This is a genomic window from Microbacterium sp. 77mftsu3.1 (assembly GCF_900100525.1).
GTDB classification, from domain to species: domain Bacteria; phylum Actinomycetota; class Actinomycetes; order Actinomycetales; family Microbacteriaceae; genus Microbacterium; species Microbacterium aquilitoris.
Genome location: NZ_FNCR01000002.1, coordinates 38,765 through 53,251 on the forward strand (window position 1 = coordinate 38,765; position 14,487 = coordinate 53,251).

At 69.4% G+C, this 14,487-nt stretch carries 13 protein-coding genes; 5 read left to right on the plus strand and 8 right to left on the minus strand.

The window, feature by feature from the left end; translation table 11 throughout:
- Positions 1-21: 21 nt before the first annotated feature.
- Complete coding sequence (locus BLR68_RS05065) at positions 22-2,226, minus strand: DEAD/DEAH box helicase (protein WP_091362294.1); 2,205 nt, start codon at positions 2,224-2,226, stop codon at positions 22-24.
- A 232-nt stretch (positions 2,227-2,458) separates the two neighbouring features.
- Between BLR68_RS05065 and BLR68_RS05070 the strand changes: the two genes are divergently transcribed.
- Positions 2,459-3,367, plus strand: coding sequence for an aldose 1-epimerase family protein (locus BLR68_RS05070; RefSeq protein WP_018187931.1), 909 nt, complete (start codon positions 2,459-2,461; stop codon positions 3,365-3,367).
- A 3-nt stretch (positions 3,368-3,370) separates the two neighbouring features.
- Here BLR68_RS05070 and BLR68_RS05075 read toward each other — a convergent pair whose 3' ends face one another.
- The 3 genes from BLR68_RS05075 to BLR68_RS05085 form a co-directional block, all read right to left on the minus strand.
- On the minus strand, positions 3,371-6,706 hold the full coding sequence (locus BLR68_RS05075; protein ID WP_018187930.1) for an efflux RND transporter permease subunit: 3,336 nt from the start codon (positions 6,704-6,706) through the stop codon (positions 3,371-3,373).
- 88 nt (positions 6,707-6,794) lie between these two features.
- A complete protein-coding gene (locus BLR68_RS05080; RefSeq protein WP_026302957.1) occupies positions 6,795-7,757 on the minus strand; it encodes a DNA topoisomerase IB in 963 nt (320 codons plus the stop codon).
- Position 7,758: 1 nt separating this feature from the next.
- Positions 7,759-8,028, minus strand: a complete 270-nt coding sequence (locus BLR68_RS05085; protein ID WP_018187928.1) for a DUF7218 family protein — start codon at positions 8,026-8,028, stop codon at positions 7,759-7,761.
- Between the two features lie 185 nt (positions 8,029-8,213).
- Here BLR68_RS05085 and BLR68_RS17950 point away from each other — a divergent pair, with 185 nt between their 5' ends.
- Positions 8,214-8,372: a hypothetical protein gene (locus BLR68_RS17950; protein WP_018187927.1), complete on the plus strand. Its 159-nt coding sequence runs from the start codon at positions 8,214-8,216 to the stop codon at positions 8,370-8,372.
- A gap of 107 nt (positions 8,373-8,479) precedes the next feature.
- Here BLR68_RS17950 and BLR68_RS05090 read toward each other — a convergent pair whose 3' ends face one another.
- Positions 8,480-9,235 (minus strand): MerR family transcriptional regulator, encoded by a 756-nt coding sequence (locus BLR68_RS05090; protein WP_018187926.1) that lies wholly within the window; start codon positions 9,233-9,235, stop codon positions 8,480-8,482.
- Positions 9,236-9,372: 137 nt separating this feature from the next.
- Here BLR68_RS05090 and BLR68_RS05095 point away from each other — a divergent pair, with 137 nt between their 5' ends.
- Both BLR68_RS05095 and BLR68_RS05100 read left to right on the plus strand, forming a co-directional pair.
- On the plus strand, positions 9,373-10,224 hold the full coding sequence (locus BLR68_RS05095) for a DUF4097 family beta strand repeat-containing protein (RefSeq protein WP_018187925.1): 852 nt from the start codon (positions 9,373-9,375) through the stop codon (positions 10,222-10,224).
- A gap of 1 nt (position 10,225) precedes the next feature.
- A complete protein-coding gene (locus tag BLR68_RS05100; protein WP_018187924.1) occupies positions 10,226-10,828 on the plus strand; it encodes a PadR family transcriptional regulator in 603 nt (200 codons plus the stop codon).
- Here BLR68_RS05100 and BLR68_RS05105 read toward each other — a convergent pair whose 3' ends face one another.
- Positions 10,829-11,389, minus strand: coding sequence for a universal stress protein (locus BLR68_RS05105; protein ID WP_018187923.1), 561 nt, complete (start codon positions 11,387-11,389; stop codon positions 10,829-10,831).
- A 146-nt stretch (positions 11,390-11,535) separates the two neighbouring features.
- Between BLR68_RS05105 and BLR68_RS05110 the strand changes: the two genes are divergently transcribed.
- Positions 11,536-11,745, plus strand: coding sequence for a DUF3073 family protein (locus BLR68_RS05110; protein ID WP_018187922.1), 210 nt, complete (start codon positions 11,536-11,538; stop codon positions 11,743-11,745).
- A gap of 15 nt (positions 11,746-11,760) precedes the next feature.
- Here the strand turns inward: BLR68_RS05110 and BLR68_RS05115 are convergent, their stop codons facing one another.
- Positions 11,761-12,996 (minus strand): MFS transporter, encoded by a 1,236-nt coding sequence (locus BLR68_RS05115; RefSeq protein WP_018187921.1) that lies wholly within the window; start codon positions 12,994-12,996, stop codon positions 11,761-11,763.
- An 18-nt stretch (positions 12,997-13,014) separates the two neighbouring features.
- On the minus strand, positions 13,015-14,478 hold the full coding sequence (gene purF / locus BLR68_RS05120; protein WP_018187920.1) for an amidophosphoribosyltransferase: 1,464 nt from the start codon (positions 14,476-14,478) through the stop codon (positions 13,015-13,017).
- Between the last annotated feature and the right edge of the window lie 9 nt (positions 14,479-14,487).

Below are 14,487 nucleotides of genomic sequence, written 5' to 3' on the forward strand. Positions count from 1 at the left end.
CGCCCACCCTAGTGAGCGATCTCAGGCGTCGACGTTCGCGGCCTGACGACCCGTGATCTCTTCGAGCACGTCGTCGCCGGCGCGCGCCTCGTCGAACGGCGCGTCGATCTCGGCGCGCTCGAGCATTTCGGTCATGCGCCGACGACGCTGACGCGTGATGAGGGTGACGACCGTGCCCGCGCGGCCCGCGCGACCGGTGCGGCCGGAGCGGTGGGTGTACGTCTTGTACTCGTCGGGCGCGTCGGCCTGGACGACCAGGTCGATGTCGTCGACGTGGATGCCGCGGGCTGCGACATCGGTCGCGACGAGCACGTTCACCTTGCCGTCGGTCAGGCGCTGCAGGTTGCGCGTGCGCTTGGCCTGGTTGAGGTCGCCGTGAAGGGCGACGGCGGCGATCCCAGCATCCTCGAACTGCTCGACGAGCATCTCGGAGTAGGCGCGCGTGCGGGTGAAGACGAGCGTCTTGCCGTCGCGGTCGACCAGCGAGGTCAGGATCTCGGCCTTGTCGCGGTGGTCGATCACGAGCACGCGGTGGTCGATCGTGCTGGTCTCCTGCGTCTCGCCGGCGACCTCGTAGACGGCCGGGTTCACGAGGAACTCGTCGACCAGCGCGGCGACCTCGCGGTCGAGCGTGGCGGAGAAGAGCAGCTTCTGCGCGTCGTCCTGCACGAGGCGCAGGATGCGCTGCATCGGCTCGAGGAAGCCCAGCTCGCTCATGTGGTCCGCCTCGTCGAGGACGACGATGCCGACCTCCGACAGGTCGAGCTTGCCCTGCTTCTCGAGGTCCTCGATGCGGCCGGGAGTGCCGATGACGATGTCGACGCCCTTCTTGAGCGCGCCGACCTGACGGCCCTGCGGCACGCCGCCGTAGACCTGCGTCGTGAACAGTCCCACGCTCTGCGCGAGCTCCTGCACGGTGCGGTCGATCTGCAGCGCGAGCTCGCGCGTCGGCGCGAGGATCAGGGCCTGCGGCGAACGGCCCCAGGCGCGGCGCTTGCCGGCCTGACCGCGCAGCACGCGCTCGACGAGCGGAGCGCCGAAGGCGATCGTCTTGCCCGAGCCGGTGCGGCCACGGGCGAGGACGTCACGGCCGTCGAGGATCGGGCGGACCGTGGCCGCCTGGATCGGGAACGGGCTCGTGGCGCCGAGGCCCTCGAGGGTCCGGACGATGTTCTGGCCGAGGCCGAGGTCGCTGAACGAGGCCTGCTCGACGGATGCGGCATCCACCGCTTCGGCCTGGAGACGCTCGTGCACGACGTCGACGTGGTCCTGGTGCGCCTTCGACTTCTCGGCGGCCTGCCAATCCGACCGGTTCGCTCGCTCGTCGCGGCGGGGCCGGTCGTCCCGGCGGGGACGGTCGTCGCGCTGCGGGCGGTCGTTGCGGTCGAAACGCGGACGCTCCGTCCGGTCATCACGACGCGGACGGTCATCGAACGAACGCGCCGGACGCTCGTTCCGGTCGAAACGCGGACGCTCGGTCCGGTCATCCCGACGCGGACGGTCATCGAACGACCGAGCCGGACGCTCGTTCCGGTCGAAACGCGGACGCTCGGTCCGGTCATCACGACGGGGACGGTCATCGCGCTGCGGGCGGTCGTTGCGGTCGAAACGCGGACGCTCGGTCCGGTCATCCCGACGCGGACGGTCATCGAACGACCGAGCCGGACGCTCGTTCCGGTCGAAACGCGGACGCTCAGCGCCACCGGAACGATCGAAACGGGGACGCTCGGCGCGGTCATCCCGACGCGGACGGTCGTCGAAGCTGCGCGCCGGACGATCGCTGCGGTCGAAACGGGGGCGCTCGGTGCGGTCGTCGCGACGCGGACGGTCATCGAACGAACGAGCCGGACGCTCGTTCCGATCGAAACGCGGACGCTCAGCACCACCGGAACGATCGAAACGGGGACGCTCGGCGCGGTCGAAACGCGGGCGCTCGCCCTCGGCGTCGCGACGGGGACGGTCGTCGAAACCGCGGTCGCCGCGGCTGTTCGAGCGGATGCCGCGGGCTTCGGCCCGGCCGGCGCGGTCCTGCTCGGTCCAGCGGCCCTTCGCGGGTGCCGACTCCTCGGCGGCGCGGAAGCCGCGGTGCTTGGGGCTCTTGCTGCCGGTGGTTCCGGCGGAGGCCTGACCCGGGCGACGCTTCGCGTCCTGGTAGGAGGTCTTCTTGCCGTAGCGGGGTTCGAAGTTCTGCGCGCGGCCGCCGGCCGGCTTCTTGTTCTTGGGCATGCGTGTGCTTTCTGAGTTCTCGCACGAAACAGCGCCGTGCGCCACGCACGGTGATACCCGGACTTCCGTCGGCCGGGGGCCATTCCAGTTACTGGTTCCGAAACCGCGGATCGGGTTTCGAGATCGGCCCCGAGGACTACACAGGATGCCCGCGCACAGCGCGGTGTCCTCCGCCGACTGCTCCACGATACCCGCCCCACCTGAGAAGCCGCCGCGCGGATACGCTGGCCGCATGGCCGCCGACCCCACCGGAACCCGCTTCAGCCTCCACGCCGCCGACGTCTCCGCGGAGATCACCGAGGTCGGCGCCGCGCTCCGTGCGCTGCGCGTCGGCGAAGTCGATCTCGTGCCCGACTACCCCGACGACGTGCCGACACCCGCGGCATCCGGCATCGTCCTCGTGCCGTGGCCGAACCGCATCCGCGACGGCCGTTGGGAGGACGACGGCGAGCTCCGCCAGCTCGCGATCACCGAGCCGAAGTTCGGCAACGCGTCGCACGGGCTGCTGCGGTTCGCGTCGTACCGGGCCGAACAGCGGACGGATGCCGACCTCACCCTGAGGGCCGACGTGTTCCCGCAGACGGGGTACCCGTACCACCTCGAGAACCGGGTGACCTACGCGCTCGAGGGGCGCGGCCTGCGCGTCACGCACGCGGTCACGAACGTCGGGGACGGCGATGCGCCCGTCGCCGTCGGGACCCACCCCTACTTCCGCATCTCGGACGTCGACACTGCCGACCTGTCGCTGCAGCTCGAGGCGCGGACGTGGTTCCGTCTCGACGAGCAGAACATCCCGGTCGCCGAGGAGCCCGTCGATGACGACCACGACCTGAGCTCACCGCGCCGCGTCGGCGACCTGTCGCTCGACGTCGCGTTCGCCGGGCTCCCCCGGCGGGGTGGCCGTATCGAGGCTCATCTCGTCGCACCCGATTCACGGCGACTGACGGTGTGGGCCGGCGAAGGCTTCGAGTACGTGCAGGTGTTCACGACCGACCGGTTCCCCGGCCACGACGTCGCCGTCGCGATCGAACCGATGACAGCGCCCGCCGACGCGTTCAACTCCGGCAGAAGCCTCCGCCGACTCGCGCCCGGCGAGACGTGGACGCTCGAGTGGGGTGTCGACCTCACCGAGGCCGACTGACCCTCACTCCTCGCGCCGCGACTCTTCCGCGCCCGGCTCCTGAACCACAGGTTCCTCGACGGCAGCGGACTCGTCCATCGGGATCTCGACGTCCGGCGACGCGTCCATCGGGATCTCGACGTCCGGCGACTCCTCGATGACGAGCGCCGTGTCGACGGCCGCCGCACCGGTGACGGCAGCGGATGCCGCATCCCGTCGCGCGCGACGCGTGAGCGGCGCCGGGGTGCCCGCCGACGCACCGGCGACCGCCGGCACCACGTCGCCGCGCTTCGCGGCGCGACGCTCCTTGGCGCCTTCGACGAGGTTGTAGAGCGCCGGCAGCACCAGCAGGGTCAGCACCGTGGACGACACGAGGCCGCCGATCACGACGATCGCGAGCGGCTGCGAGATGAAGCCGCCGTGCCCGGTGATGCCGAGCGCCATCGGCGTGAGCGCGAAGATCGTCGCGAGGGCCGTCATGAGGATCGGCCGCAGACGGCGAGCGCCACCGGCGAGCACCGCCTCCGGCGTCGACAGTCCCTTCTCGCGGTACTGGTTGACGAGGTCGATGAGGACGATCGCGTTCGTCACGACGATGCCGACGAGCATCAGCACGCCGATGAGCGAGGCCACCCCGAGCGGCACGCCCGAGGCGATCTGCAGCAGAATCGCGCCGGTCGCCGCGAACGGAACTGACACGAGCAGCAGGATCGGCTGGCGCAGCGACTTGAAGGTCGCGACCATCACGATGTAGACGATCAGGATGGCGGCGAGGATCGCGAGCCCCAGCTGCGCGAAGGCATCCTGCTGCTGCGTGACGACACCGCCGACCTCCGCGTCCGCTCCCTGGGGGAGGTCCGCATCGGCGAGCGCCGCGGTCACGGTCGTGTTGGCGGCGTTGAGGTCGTCGCTCGACGGCGTGACCGTGACCGTCGCCGTCCGCTGACCGCGCTCGCTCGTGATCGAGGACGGGCCTTCGGACTGCGCCACGGTCGCGACCTCGTCGAGCCGGATCGGACCCGACGCGCTGGCGATCTCGAGCGCCCGCAGTTGCGCGATGGTCTTCGGGATCTCGGACGCCTGCAGGTAGACGGTGAGAGTGGAATCGTCGATCTCGACGGTGCCGATCTGACGGGGCTGCATCGTGTTCGCGACGAGACCGCCGACCGCGACCTCGGAGAGCCCGAGTTCCGCGGCCTTGTCACGGTCGACGGCGACCGAGACGAAGGGGAGGGATGCCGACAGGTTCGAGTCGACCTGGTCGACGCCGTCGGCGTCCTTCAGCTGGGCGACCACCTTGTCGGTCGCGTCGCGGAGGACCCCGGCGTCGGGCGCCGTGATGTCGACCTCGATGTCGCTCGAGCCGAAGCCGCCCTGTGCAGCGGCGACGGTGACGTCACCGGCATCCTCCAGGTCGGCGACGGCCTTCTGCACATCGGTGCGGATCTGCTCCTGATCGGCGTCGGGGTCGGTGGTGATCGAGTAGGTGATACCCGTGCCACCGCCCGAGAAGGCGTCGCGGAGCGCGGAACCAGAGGAGCCGATGGAGGTCTGGACGGTGTCGACGCCGTCGACGTCGAGGAGCACCGCTTCGACGCGCTTCGCGGCGGCGTCCTGACTGCTGAGGCTCGCCGTCGCGCCGATGTTCTGGGTCACGGTGAACGTGTTCTGGCCCGAATCGCCCAGGAAGTTGACCTTCATGAGCGGCACGGCGAGGATCGTGCCGCCGAGCACGAGGACGGCGAGCAGCAGGGTGACGACGGAGTGGCGGAGCGTCCAGCGCAGCACGGGCAGGTAGGACTTCTGCAGCCGGCTCGGCGGGGCGGTCGGGTCCTCGGGGTCGATGGCCCGGCCCGCGGCATCCAGAACCGGCTTGCCCGGCCGCAGGAACCAGTACGCGAGCACCGGGACGATCGTGAGCGCGACGAACAGCGAGGCGAGCATCGCGATGGTGACGGTCAGGGCGAACGGACGGAAGAGCTCGCCCGTGAGGTCGCCGACGAAGGCGATGGGGAGGAAGACGGCGACGGTCGTGAGGGTGGATGCCGTGATCGCCGCCGCGACCTCGCGCACCGCCAGGCGGATCGAGGCCAGCTTGTCGGCGTCGCCGACGTAGTGCCGCTTGATGTTCTCGATGACGACGATGGAGTCGTCGACGACGCGGCCGATCGCGATCGTGAGCGCGCCGAGCGTCAGGATGTTGAGCGAGTAGCCGAAGGCCTGGATGCCGATGAACGTGATGAGCACGCTCGTCGGGATCGAGATGGCGGTGACGAGGGTCGACCGCACCGACAGCAGGAAGATCAGGATGACGACGACCGCGAACGCGAGGCCGAGCAGGCCCTCCTGAGCGAGGGCCTCGATCGACTGCTCGATGTAGGGGGCCTGGTCGAACACGACCGTCACGGTCGCGCCGTTGCCGAGGTCGTCCTTGATCTTCGTGAGCGAATCGCGGACGAGGTGCGAGACGTCGACGGTGTTGGCGGCCGGCAGCTTCGTGATCGACACGGTGAGGGCGGGCTTGCCGTCGACGCGCGAGATCGAGGTGACCGGGTCGGTGTCGAGCACGACCGTGGCGACGTCGCCGACCGTGAGTGCGCCGGCGGCGATCTGGTCGGCGTTGGTCGGGACGAGCGGGAGTGCGGCGATGCCGTCGACGGAGTCGAGCTTCGTGCCCGTCTGCACGGTGAGGGTCTGGTCGCCCTCCGAAACCGTGCCGCCGGGGAAGAGCGTGCCGTTCTGGTCGAGCGCGTCGGTGATCGCCGTCTGGGTGTACCCGGCGGCCGCGAGCTTCTCCTGGTCGGGCGTGATCGTGACGCGGGACGTCCGGCCACCGACGATCTGGGCGGCCGCGACCCCGTCGAGGTCCTCGACGTCGGGGATGACCGCGTTCTCCAGGCGGTCCTGGACGGCGGCCTCGTCGTCGTACCCCGTCACGGCGAGCGAGATGACCGGGAGGTCGTCGGTCGAGAAGGCGAGGACGTTGGTGTCGAGGCCGTCCGGCAGCGAATCGATCCGGTTGATCGCCTGAAGGATCTTCTGCTCGGCCGTCGCGAGGTCGGTGCCGTACGCGAAGGATGCCTGGACGATCGACGCGTTCGTCGTGCTCGTCGACGATGTGGACTCGAGGTCGGGAACCGCCTGGATCGCCTGCTCGATGGGCGTCGACACGTCGTTGTTGACGACGTCGGGTGAGGCACCCGGGTAGGTCGTCAGGATCGACAGCTGCGGCAGCTGGATCGGCGGGATCAGCTCCTGCTTGAGGCTCGTGAGAGCGAGGCCTCCGAAGATCGCGGCGACGATCGTGATGAGGGCGATGAGCGCACGGTTCTTGAGGCTCAGGACGGCGAGGTGAGACAACGAAGGCCCATTTCCACAGTGCAGGGGGCGGTGCGGGGATGCGCGCAAGTATCCCACGCGCCGCAGGGCCCGAGGCTGGGAGGGCGTGTCAGGACAGGATGAGCGTCCGGATGGCGGATTCGGGCGACACCGAGGTGTCGAGGAGGATGCCGCGACGGTACCGGTCGAACACGCGCGGGTCGATGTACGAGCTGCGGGCGACCGACGGGGTGTTGCCGAGCGCCTCGGCGGTCACCTTCACCGCGAGCACCTCGGCGCGCGCGAGTTCGCTCTTCTTCGTCGTGGGGCCGATCCGCGCGAGGGCGTCGGCCGCGGTGATCGTCCCGCGGAGCGTCCGGAAGTCCTTCGCCGTGAAGGTTCCGCCGGTCATGGATCGGACGTAGAGATTGACGTCGCGAGGGCTGAGAGCGACGCGCCGCCGCCCGCGCAGATAGGCGAGCAGCGGCGAGGCGGGCCGCCCGCCCACGAGCAGTTCGACGGCCGCTGCGAGGTCGACATCGTCGACCTCCATCTCCTGTCGCTGACCGCTCTTACCGGGGAAGCGGAGGGAGACCACAGTGCCCTCGACGACGGCGTCCCGGCGCAGGAGGGTCGTGAGTCCCCGGCTGCCGTGCTTCACGAGGTAGCGCTCGGCGCCCACGCGCGGCGCGGCGAGGTCGAGAAGCCGGAACGCGGCGGCGAGCACACGCTCCTGATCGATGTCCTGTCGGCGGAGCGATGTCGTCACCCGGCCGCGCGCTCGCGGCAGAGCCTCGGCGAGCTGCAGCGCACGCGCGTACTTGCCCTTGTCCCGACCCGCGGTCCACTGCGGGTGGTAGCGGTACTGCACCCGCCCCGCCTCGTCGACGCCGGTAGCCTGCACGTGGCCGTTCGCGTCGGCGCAGATCCAGACGTCCTGCCAGGCCGGCGGCAGCACGAGGGCGCGGACCCGTTCGGCCTCCTCCTTCGGGAGGGGATTGCCGTCGGCATCCAGGTATCGGAACCCGGTGCCCGAACGCAGTCGGCGGTAGCCGAGGTCGACACCGGGCCGCACCCGCTTCAGGCGAGGCACGTCAGTGCGATCGGAGCATGTCGATGAGGTCGGCCTTGCGCGCCCGGGAATACCCGCTGAGGCCGAGCTCCTTCGCTCGTCCACGAAGGTCGGCCACCGTCCAGTCCTCGTAGTCGCCGGCTGCGCCGCCGCGCTTCCCGACCGCCTTCCGGCCGTCGCGGGCCGCCGCGTTGGAAATGCGGGCGGCCTTCTCCTTCGAGGCACCGTCGGAGCGGAGCTCCTCGTAGAGCTCGGGGTCTTTCAGGCTGTTCGAGCCGCGTCCTGCCGGCATGGTGCATCCGCCTCACGTGTCGATCGCGGGTAAGGATCGCCCGCGTGCGGCCACGTTATGTCACCGCAGGGCCAACCTGTCAAGGGCCTGTGATCACCTGAAAGAACGCTGATAACAATGTCTAGACGCACACCCGCGTCACCCCCGCCCCGGCGGACAACGGAGACAAACAGAGGGAGCCTCCAATGAACCTCGCACTCATCATCATCATCGTGATCGCCATCGTTTTGGCGATCGTGGGTGGCATCACGGAAGGCCTCCAGTTCCTGCTGTGGGTCGCCATCATCGTTGGTGTCATCGCTCTGATCGCATTCTTGCTGCGAGTACTCCGCAAGAACGCCTGATCGTCTGACGCACTCCCCCAGGTGCGTCAGCGGCGCTCTCCCCCAGGAGCGCTTCGAGGCCCCCTCCCGACCACGGTAGAGGGGGCCTCGTCACGTCCGGCATCCGATCACGCGCCGACGTGATGGCGGAGCGCCTCCCTGACGAAGGTCGCACCGGCGGCTCCGCCGTAGTTCTTCGCGAAACGATCGTCCGCCACGTACATGTCGGCGAGCCCGAGGACGTAGCCGCGGACGTCTCCACCCTCGGATGCGGGTGTCCCCGGAACCGCGCGGAGCCACGCGACGTGCCGCGCCGCGAGCTCCTGCGCCTCATCGGAGTCGGGACGGATGCCGCGCTCCGCCGCGCGTGCCCATTCCTGGGCGAGCCGCGCCGTGTCTTCCTGCCACTGCTTCTTCTCGGCGGACGGCATCCCGCGCCACCAGGCGTCTGATCGTGCGTACGCGTCCGCGCCCCAGCGGTCGGTGACCTCCTGTCGGTGGGCGGTGTGATCGAAGCCGTCGAACATCGTCTCGGCCATGGGTTCCTCTCCTCTTCTTCTCGCGTCGAGGGTCGACGCGACGGCGGCGATCTGCCGCTCGATGCGATCCCGCTCGGATTCGAGCAGGTCGAGGTGGGCGCTCAGCGCCTGCTCCTCGGGGACGTCGTCGGCGAGCATCTCGGCGATGCGCGGCAGGCCGAGACCCCACTCGCGCAGCAGCAGGATGCGTTGCAGTCGACGCAGGGCGGCAGCGTCGTAGAACCGGTAGCCGCCCGGGCCAACCCGCGTCGCCGGCAGCAGACCGACGTGGTCGTAGTGACGGAGCGTTCGGCTCGTCGTCCCGGCGAGCCGGGCGAGCTGCTGGATCGACCATTCGCGCGTCATGGAGATCACGCTAAGAGTTGACGCTGCGTCAAGGTCAAGTGCGCACCGTCGCTGACCATCTCGACACTCGAGATATATCGTGTTATCGTCCTTCCAACGCGATATATCTTGATTCGCGCTCATCCGCAGGAGACAACATGACTCTCGAGAAGTGGCTGGTCCAGCCCGGGGAGACCCGCATCATCGACCTCGACGGCATCCGTCGACTCAAAGTGGGACTCGTCGGCGGTCAGATCGACGTCGTCGCCCATGACGAACCGGGCGTCCGCATCGAGGTGCACTCGGTCACGCAGAAGGAACTGCGCATCGAGGCTCAGGACGGCGCGATCGAGATCGACCACGCGCAGCTGCGCTGGGACAACTTCCTCACGTCCTTCCGCAACTTCGGCAGCGGCGGCCCCCAGGCCGAGATCAGCATCGCGGTCCCCCGGGACATCGCCCTCACCCTCGGTGTCGTGAGCGCGAGCGCGCTCGTCGCCGGACTCGCCTCCGACGCGAAGCTGAACACCGTCTCGGGCGACATCATCGTCGACGGTCTCACCGGCGACGTGACGGCGAACTCCGTCTCGGGGGACGTACAGATGCGCGGGCTCACCGGGGCGCTCAACGCCAATGCCGTCTCGGGCGCCGTCACCGCGGTCGGCACGATCCGCACCGCCTTCGCCGATACGGTCAGCGGAGCCGTCCTCATCGACTCCAGCGGCCCCACCCAGAACGTGTCGTTCAACACCGTGAGCGGAGCCGCGACTCTGCGCCTCGACGAGGCCGTGGCCGCGAAGTACACCCTCCGCACCGTCAGCGGAAAGCTCCACGTCGACGGCATCGACCGCTCGCAGAGCGGGATCGGCTCGAACTACACCGGAACCGTCGGCGAGCTCAGCGGCTCGTTCGCCGAGGTGCGCGCCAATACGGTGTCGGGCGACGTCACCGTCATTCGTCGGGTCGCCGCCGCGATCTCCGACGACGCGCCCGTCGCCGAGGAGTACTGACATGCCCCCCGTCTTCTCGCACGGTGATCTGCGCCTCTACCTGCTGAGCCTGCTCGACGAGGCGCCCCGGCACGGCTACGACCTCATGCAGGCGCTGTCGGACCGCACCGGTGGCACCTACACACCGAGCGCCGGCACCGTCTACCCGCGCCTCTCGAAGCTCGAAGAGGAGGGGCTCGTCACGAAGACGGTGGACGGCCGCAAGACCGTCTACGAGATCACGGATGCCGGTCGCGCCGAAGTCTCGGCCCGTTCAGGCGATCTCGCCGGAATCGAAGCGGGTCTCGCCGACAGCGTGCGCCTCATCGCCGACGAGGTGCGTGCCGGTGTCCGCGAGGCCATGCGCAGCCTGCAGGCCGATCTCGCCGCGGCATCCCAGCCCTCGTCCTCCCCGACGCAGCCCGCGGCGGCGGATCCGCGCTCGGCCGCCCGTGAACAGGTGCGCCGCGCCGACGAGCTGCTGGCGGAGTTCCGAGCCGAGCTGCGCGCCGACCTCCGCAGTCATGTCGCGCGGGGCGGCGACCTCGCGGCATCCGTCATCGACGACCTCAAGGTCGCTCTCGACGACGCGGCTGAGGCCGTCCGCCGGGCGACGCGGGGCTGATCAGGCCCCGGGCCAGAGCTCCTCGGGCCAGGACTGCCGGTCGCGCCACGGGTCCTCGTCGTCCTTCACCGGTTCACCGGTGGGGACGACGAGGACCGGTCGGCGCTGACGGTGAGCCAGCCGTGCAGCGACCGATCCGGTGAAGAACTCGCGGATCGAGTCGCCGATCCCGCGCTTGCGGGTGCCCACCACGATCAGTCGCGCCTCGGTGCGGTCGGCGAGATCCTTCATCGTCAACGCCGGGTCCCCGGCGAGCATCTCGAGCTGCCACGCGATGTCGACGCCTTCGAGCGCACGGGCCGCCTCGTCGCGGAGCTGGGACTCGAGCGCCTCGCCGGGGATCGCGTCCAAGTTGATGGGCGCGGTGTGGATGTACCCGTCGGGGTCCTCGTAGGAGACGAATCGGGTGACATCGACGTGGACGACGAGCAGCGACGCCCCGTGCAGCCGGGCGTAGTGGGCGGCCTCGCGCAGCACCCGCGACGGTTGCCGCGGCACGATCCCCACGATGACGGGCCGATGAGGGCGACGGGCGGTCGGCTGCGATGCGGCATCGGACATGGCAGATCACCTTCCTGCTCGCCGCCCGCGAGGGCGGTGGGAACGCTCCGTGGTACCCTGAATGCTACTCTTCCCGGCCTATGCCGGACTGTGACTGCGTCGGGCTGCCGGACCAAGCCCGCACTCGTGAAATGAGGGGGTTACGCATGGGGCGTGGCCGTCAAAAGGCGAAGAACACCAAGATCGCCCGTGAGCTGAAGTACGACACCTACAGCTTGAACATCAACGCGCTCGAGCGGGAGCTCGGCGCGCCTGGTGACGAGCAGTACGAGGACAAGTGGGCCGATCAGTACGCCGATGAGGATGACGAGGACGACGAGTCCGAATCCTCCTCCCCGTCGCTCGAGAAGGCCTGACCTCCCCGGTCGTACTCACCACGATCCGTGGCGCTGTTCCCACTCCTGTTCGACCGTCTTCCGTCGCGCGATCACGACGCCGGCCGGGAGTGCGAGCAGCGAGATCACGATGAGGATGACGAGGGGCGCCGTCCATGACCCGCTCGCGTCGTGCAGCAGCCCGATGCTCAGCGGGATGAACATCGTCACGCCGTAGCCGAGGCTCTGCGCGAATGCGCTGAGCGCGACGGTCGCATCGTGCGTGCGCGTGCGAAGACCCACCGAGGTCAGCACCAGCGGGAACAGCAGCGGCAGCGTGCCCAGCAGCGACACCCACAACCAGGGGGCGGATGCCGGGGCCACCAGCAGCCCGCCCGCGCCGAGCACCCCGCACGCCGACGCGATGACGAACAGCGGCAGCACGATGTCGCGGCGTGCGACGAGCGCCGGCACGACGAGCGAGGCCGGCAGACCGATCAGTGCGAACAGCGACAGCAGGACGCCGGCGACCTGCGGGGTGACCCCCGCCGTGTCGACGAGGATCTTGGGCAGCCACGCGAAGGACGTGTAGGCGACAGCGCTCGATGCGAAGAACGTGGTGGCGAGCGCCCACGCGGTGGGGAGACGCCACATCCTCCCGAAGACACGGGTGCTGACCGGCGCGAGGTCGACGTCGGCGGCCGCCGCGAGCCGCCGGGCCTGCAGTGCCAGCACGATCCACGGCGCCAGGCCGGCGAGGGCGAAGACGGCCCAGAGCCCGAGCGAGACGCGCCAGCCCGCGGCATCCGCGATGGGCACCGCGATCAGCGGGGGCAGGAAGGTCGAGAGAGCCATGGTCGTCGTGTAGACGGTCGTGAGCAGGCCGATGCGGTCGGCGAAGTACTTCTTCACGAGCGCGGGCACGAGGACGTTGCCGACACCGACGCCGGCGAAGATCAGGGCCGACCCGAGGAGCAGCCCCGACGCGTCGATCGCTGCGGCCCGGGCGACGAGCCCGAGTCCGACGACCCCGAGCGCGACGAGGGTCGTGCGCTCCAAGCCGAAACGGCGCTCGAACCCCGAGGCGAGCAGACCGAACACCGCGAAGCAGAGCGGCGGCACGGTGCCGATGAGACCGAGGACGGCGGCGGGAAGGTCGAAGTCCTCGCCGATCGCATCGAACAGGGGCGACAGCGACGCGACCGCCGACCGTAGCGAGAACGCGAGCAGGACGATGCCGACGAGGGCGAGGATCCGACCCCGTCGCACGGCGATGAGATCGGAGGACGTCACCGATTCAGCCTAGGCGGCTCAGGACTCCTGCGTGCCCTCGACCCAGGCGAGGTACTCGTCACTCACGGTTCCCGTGACGTACCGACCGTCGAAGCAGCTCATGTCGAGGTCTTCGACGTCAGGCGCGCCCTCGAGGATCGCCGCCTTGAGGTCGTCGATCTCCTGGTAGACGAGGTAGTCGCAGCCGAGTTCCTCGGCGATCTCGGGGATCGTCCGGTTGTAGGCGACGAGTTCGTGACGCGACGGCATGTTGATGCCGTAGACGTGGGGGAAGCGGATGGGCGGCGCGGCGGAGGCGAACGTCACCGACTTGGCCCCGGCATCCCGAGCCATCTGGATGATCTCCTTCGAGGTCGTGCCGCGCACGATCGAATCGTCGATGAGGAGGACGTTCTTGCCCTTGAACTCGGTCGACATCGCATTGAGCTTCTGGCGCACGCTCTTCTTGCGAATCGCCTGCCCCGGCATGATGAACGTCCGGCCGATGTAGCGGTTCTTGTAGAAGCCCTCGCGGTACTCGATGCCGAGCTTGCGCGCGACCTGCATCGCGGCGGGACGAGACGAGTCGGGGATCGGCATGACGACGTCGATCGACCCCTCGGGGGTGTACTTCGCGATCGTGTCGGCGAGACGCTCGCCCATGCGCAGGCGCGCCTCGTAGACCGAGATGCCGTTCATGACCGAGTCGGGACGCGCGAGGTAGACGTACTCGAACGAGCACGGCACGAGCTGAGGGCTCGGCGCGACCTGCTGCGTGAACAGGTTTCCCTCGAGGTCGATGAACACGGCCTCGCCCGGCTCGACGTCGCGGACGACCTCGAAGCCGGCGTTCTCGAGGACGAGCGACTCGGAGGCGACCGTCCACTCGTACCGGCCGCTCTCGGCCTTCCGGGTGCCGAGGATCAGGGGGCGGATGCCGAAGGGATCACGGAAGGACAGCAGCCCGTAGCCGGCGATGAGGGCGATCGCGGCGTACGAGCCCTCGACGCGCTGGTGGACGCGCGTGACGGCCTCGAAGATCTGCTCGTGGTCGAGCTCGAGGCCCGAGATGACCTGCTGCAGCTCGTTCGCGAGGACGTTCACGAGCAGCTCGGTGTCGGAGCTCGTGTTGAGGTGACGACGGTCGGTGCGGAAGAGCTCCTCGGTGAGCTCGCGCGTGTTCGTCAGGTTGCCGTTGTGGACGAGGACGATGCCGTACGGGGCGTTGACGTAGAACGGCTGCGCCTCCTCCTCGTTCGAGGCGGTGCCCTTCGTCGCGTAGCGGACATGGCCGAGGCCGATCGTGCCGAGCAGCGAGCGCATGTCGCGGGTGCGGAACGCCTCGCGGACCATGCCGCGGTTCTTCGCGATGTGGAAGATGCCGCTGGCCTCGGCGGTCGCGATGCCGGTCGAATCCTGCCCGCGGTGCTGCAGCAGCAGCAGGGCGTCGTAGACCTCTTGGTTGGCGGGTCCCTGAGCGACGACGCCGACGATTCCGCACATAGGTGTAGC

Bases quoted from the DNA above. Each gene is read 5' to 3' on its own strand.
- BLR68_RS05065 (WP_091362294.1), bottom strand. From the start codon at position 2,226: ATGCCCAAGAACAAGAAGCCGGCCGGCGGCCGCGCGCAGAACTTCGAA.
- BLR68_RS05070 (WP_018187931.1), top strand. From the start codon at position 2,459: ATGGCCGCCGACCCCACCGGAACCCGCTTCAGCCTCCACGCCGCCGAC.
- BLR68_RS05085 (WP_018187928.1), bottom strand. From the start codon at position 8,028: ATGCCGGCAGGACGCGGCTCGAACAGCCTGAAAGACCCCGAGCTCTAC.
- BLR68_RS17950 (WP_018187927.1), top strand. From the start codon at position 8,214: ATGAACCTCGCACTCATCATCATCATCGTGATCGCCATCGTTTTGGCG.
- BLR68_RS05090 (WP_018187926.1), bottom strand. From the start codon at position 9,235: ATGACGCGCGAATGGTCGATCCAGCAGCTCGCCCGGCTCGCCGGGACG.
- BLR68_RS05095 (WP_018187925.1), top strand. From the start codon at position 9,373: ATGACTCTCGAGAAGTGGCTGGTCCAGCCCGGGGAGACCCGCATCATC.
- BLR68_RS05100 (WP_018187924.1), top strand. From the start codon at position 10,226: ATGCCCCCCGTCTTCTCGCACGGTGATCTGCGCCTCTACCTGCTGAGC.
- BLR68_RS05105 (WP_018187923.1), bottom strand. From the start codon at position 11,389: ATGTCCGATGCCGCATCGCAGCCGACCGCCCGTCGCCCTCATCGGCCC.
- BLR68_RS05110 (WP_018187922.1), top strand. From the start codon at position 11,536: ATGGGGCGTGGCCGTCAAAAGGCGAAGAACACCAAGATCGCCCGTGAG.
- purF (WP_018187920.1), bottom strand. From the start codon at position 14,478: ATGTGCGGAATCGTCGGCGTCGTCGCTCAGGGACCCGCCAACCAAGAG.